We start from the raw sequence: 3,984 nt of genomic DNA, 5'->3' as shown, positions 1-3,984 counted from the left end.
GTGCCCGGCCCGGCCGGACCCACCTCACCCGGCGCCGGGATCTCGTCGGGCGAGAGCGAGCCGATCCAGCCCTCCGGTCGGCCCCCGGGTGCCGGATCGGCCAGCCGCAGCCGACCGTCGATGCGGAAACCGGCCCGTAGCGCGACCAACCGGGAGGCGTGGTTGCCCAGTTCCGCCTGCCAGATCAGGCGGCGCAGGGGCACCGCGTCGAAGGCCCAGCGGGCCACCGCCCGGGTGGCGCGTACCGCCACGCCGCGTCGGCGGGCCCAGGGGGCGGTCCAGTAGCCGACCTCGCCCGTACCACGGTCGATCGAGACGAGCCCGCAGGAGCCGAGCAGTGTGCCGGTGATGGCGTCGCAGACCGCGAAGGGTGCTCCGGTGCCGGCCGTCCAGGCCGCCGGGGCGATCTCGGCGACGAACCGCTGGGCGTCCACCGGTCGGTACGGGCGGGGTACGGTGGTCCAGCGCTGAATGTCCGGATCCTGGCAGGCGCGGTGGACGTCGGCGGCGTCCTCGGGTTGCCACGGGCGCAGCAGTACTCCGTCCTCGGCGATCTCCACGGGCTCCATCCGAGACATCGTGCCGGATCGTTCGCCCACGGCGTAACCGGATGACCGAGGGTCGGGCGGTCCGTCGGTGCGTTATGTCGGTTTCACGGCGGCCGACCACCGCCACCAGTGACCATCGGCCCGTGGGAACGCCTACGATGGTTCGAGACTGTCTAGGGGAGCGTTGATCCGTGTCGATTCTGGAAAAGGTCCTCCGCGCGGGCGAGGGGCGCATGGTGCGTCGCCTCAAGGCGATCGCCGCCGCCGTCAACTCGATCGAGGACGACTACGTCAACCTCACCGACGAAGAGCTGAGCGGCATGACCGAGCAGTTCAGGGAGCGCCTCGCGGAGGGGCAGACCCTGGACGACCTGCTGCCCGAGGCCTTCGCGGTCTGCCGGGAGGCGGCGGCGCGCGTGCTCGGCCAGCGGCCGTACGACGTGCAGGTGATGGGTGGTGCCGCGCTGCACTTCGGCAACATCGCCGAGATGAAGACCGGTGAGGGCAAGACCCTGACCTCGGTGATGCCGGTCTATCTCAACGCGCTGTCCGGCGAGGGCGTGCACGTGGTCACGGTGAACGACTACCTGGCCCAGCGTGACGCCGCCTGGATGGGCCGGGTGCACGAGTTCCTCGGCCTCAGCGTCGGCGTGGTGCTGCCGAACCGTCCGGCCGCCGAGCACCGTGCGGCCTACGAGTGCGACATCACCTACGGCACGAACAACGAGTTCGGCTTCGACTACCTGCGCGACAACATGGCGTGGTCGAGGGACGAGCTGGTCCAGCGCGGCCACAACTTCGCCGTGGTCGACGAGGTCGACTCGATCCTCATCGACGAGGCCCGGACCCCGCTGATCATCTCCGGCCCGGCCGAGCACTCCGCCCGCTGGTACGGCGAGTTCGCCGCCGTGGTGGCCCGCCTGCAGGCCGGCAAGGACGGCGAGGGCGACTACGAGGTCGACTTCTCCAAGCGCACCATCGCGGTCACCGAGCGCGGTGTGGCCAAGGTCGAAGACCGGCTCGGCATCGACAACCTCTACGAGTCGGTGAACACCCCGCTGGTCGGCTACCTGAACAACGCCATCAAGGCCAAGGAGCTCTACAAGCGCGACAAGGACTACATCGTCAGCGACGGCGAGGTCCTGATCGTCGACGAGTTCACCGGCCGCATCCTGCACGGTCGTCGTTACAACGAGGGCATGCACCAGGCGATCGAGGCCAAGGAGGGGGTGGAGATCAAGCAGGAGAACCAGACCCTGGCCACCATCACCCTCCAGAACTACTTCCGCCTCTACGACAAGCTCTCCGGCATGACCGGTACGGCCCAGACCGAGGCGGGCGAGTTCAACAAGGTCTACAAGGTCGGCGTGGTGACCATCCCGACGCACCGGCCGATGGTCCGGGACGACCGCGCGGACGTCATCTACAAGACCGAGCAGGCCAAGTTCAACGCGGTCATCGAGGACATCGCGGAGCGGCACCAGGCCGGTCAGCCGGTGCTGGTCGGCACCGTCTCGGTGGAGAACTCCGAGATCCTGTCCCAGCTGCTGCGCCGCCGGGGCATCCCGCACTCGGTGCTGAACGCGAAGTTCCACGCCCGCGAGGCGGAGATCGTCGCCCAGGCCGGTCGCAAGGGCGCGGTCACGGTCGCCACCAACATGGCCGGTCGAGGCACCGACATCCTGCTCGGCGGCAACCCCGAGTTCCTCGCCGCGAGCGAGCTGCGTCAGCGCGGCCTCGACCCGCAGGAGAACGCCGAGGAGTACGACAAGGCGCTCGAAGAGGTCATGCCGAAGTGGAAGCAGGCCTGTGACGCCGAGGCCGAGGAGGTCGCCACGGCCGGCGGGCTCTACGTGCTCGGCACCGAGCGACACGAGTCCCGGCGGATCGACAACCAGTTGCGTGGTCGCTCCGGCCGGCAGGGCGACCCGGGTGAGTCGCGGTTCTACCTGTCCCTCCAGGACGACCTGATGAAGCGGTTCCGCTCCGGTGCGGTCGAGGCGGTGATGGAGCGCTTCAACATCCCGGAGGACGTGCCCATCGAGTCGAAGATGGTCACCCGCCAGATCAAGGGCGCGCAGGCGCAGATCGAGGGCCAGAACGCCGAGATCCGTAAGAACGTCCTCAAGTACGACGAGGTCATGAACAAGCAGCGCCAGGTGATCTACGCCGAGCGGCTGCGCGTGCTCAACGGTGAGGACCTCTCCGACCAGGTCCGCAACATGATCAACAACGTGGTCGAGGAGTACGTGCGGGGGGCCACCTCCGACGGGTACGCCGAGGACTGGGACCTGGAGCAGCTCTGGACCAACCTCAAGCAGCTCTACCCGGTCGGCATCACCATCGAGGACGTCGAGGAGGAGGCCGGCGGCTCGCGGGCCAGCATCGACGCCGACTTCCTGGTCGCGCAGTTCAAGGACGACGCGAACGCCGCCTACGACCGGCGTGAGGAGCAGCTCGGCGCCGAGGGCACCCGGCAGCTCGAACGGATGGTGCTGCTCCAGGTCATCGACCGCAAGTGGCGTGAGCACCTCTACGAGATGGACTACCTCCAGGAGGGCATCTCGCTGCGCGCCTACGCCCAGCGCGACCCGGTGGTGGAGTACCAGCGCGAGGGCTTCGCGATGTTCACCACCATGATGGAAGGCATCAAGGAGGAGACGGTCGGCTTCCTCTACAACCTGGACGTCCAGGTCAACGAGCCGGAGCCGGAGGCCGAGGAGGTCCAGCTGCTGGACAAGCCGGTGGAGGTGCGGGCCAAGGGCCTGGGTCGGGCACCGCAGCAGCAGGGCCTGCAGTATTCCGCGCCGACCATCGACGGGGAAGCCGGGTCCGGTGCGGTCGCCGTGCAACGCGACGACCAGCGTGCCCCCGCCCTCGGCATCGGTGGCTCGGAACCGGCGGCACCGGGTCGGACGGCTCCCTCGGCACCACAGCGCGTGTCCACCGGTCGGGGCGCGGGCGTGGCCGGCAGCACGGCCCGCCAGTCGGCGCCCACCGGGCAGGTGAGTGCCAGCAACGGGCCGTCCCGTAACGCGCCGTGCCCCTGCGGCTCGGGTCGCAAGTACAAGCGCTGCCACGGCGCCCCCGGTGGCGGCTCGGCGGACTGACGCCGCACCCGGCGGGCCTACCGGCCCCGCCGCGACGGGTTCTCGACGGAGCCGTGGTCCTGGTGACCACGGCTCCGTCGCGTCCGCGCCGGGGACCCTGCGCGCCGGGGACGGCCTCGGGCGGCCCCGGGGGGCGCTCAGAGGACGCGGAGGTCGGTGCAGAGCCAGGTGCCGCGTCGGTGTTCCAGGCGGAGCGCCATCGCCCAGGTGCGGCCGGCGGCCCCGGTGAGCACCACGGCGACCTCGATGGCGGCCGGACGCGGCTCGCAGACACGCAGTCGACGCAGCCGGAGACCGGGGCGGGTGGACCGGCGGCGGGCCGTGGC

3 protein-coding genes are annotated in these 3,984 nt (G+C 70.2%); 1 reads left to right on the top strand and 2 read right to left on the bottom strand.

Features of this window, described 5'->3' with window-relative positions; genetic code table 11:
* A partial coding sequence (locus EYA84_RS28130; RefSeq protein ID WP_131056920.1) for a GNAT family N-acetyltransferase occupies positions 1 to 569 on the bottom strand: 569 nt, incomplete at its 3' end.
* A gap of 170 nt (positions 570 to 739) precedes the next feature.
* On the opposite strand from EYA84_RS28130, the gene secA reads away from it, so the two are divergent.
* Positions 740 to 3,658, top strand: a complete 2,919-nt coding sequence (gene secA, locus EYA84_RS28125) for a preprotein translocase subunit SecA (RefSeq protein WP_131056918.1) — start codon at positions 740 to 742, stop codon at positions 3,656 to 3,658.
* 137 nt (positions 3,659 to 3,795) lie between these two features.
* Here secA and EYA84_RS28120 read toward each other — a convergent pair.
* On the bottom strand, positions 3,796 to 3,984 hold a 189-nt coding region (locus tag EYA84_RS28120; RefSeq protein ID WP_236146001.1), incomplete at its 5' end, for an Rv3235 family protein.

Source organism: Verrucosispora sp. SN26_14.1 (assembly GCF_004307965.1).
In the GTDB taxonomy this organism is placed as follows: domain Bacteria; phylum Actinomycetota; class Actinomycetes; order Mycobacteriales; family Micromonosporaceae; genus Micromonospora.
The sequence above is the reverse complement of the archived record's forward strand: the minus strand, read 5'-3'. Positions and strand labels throughout refer to the sequence as shown.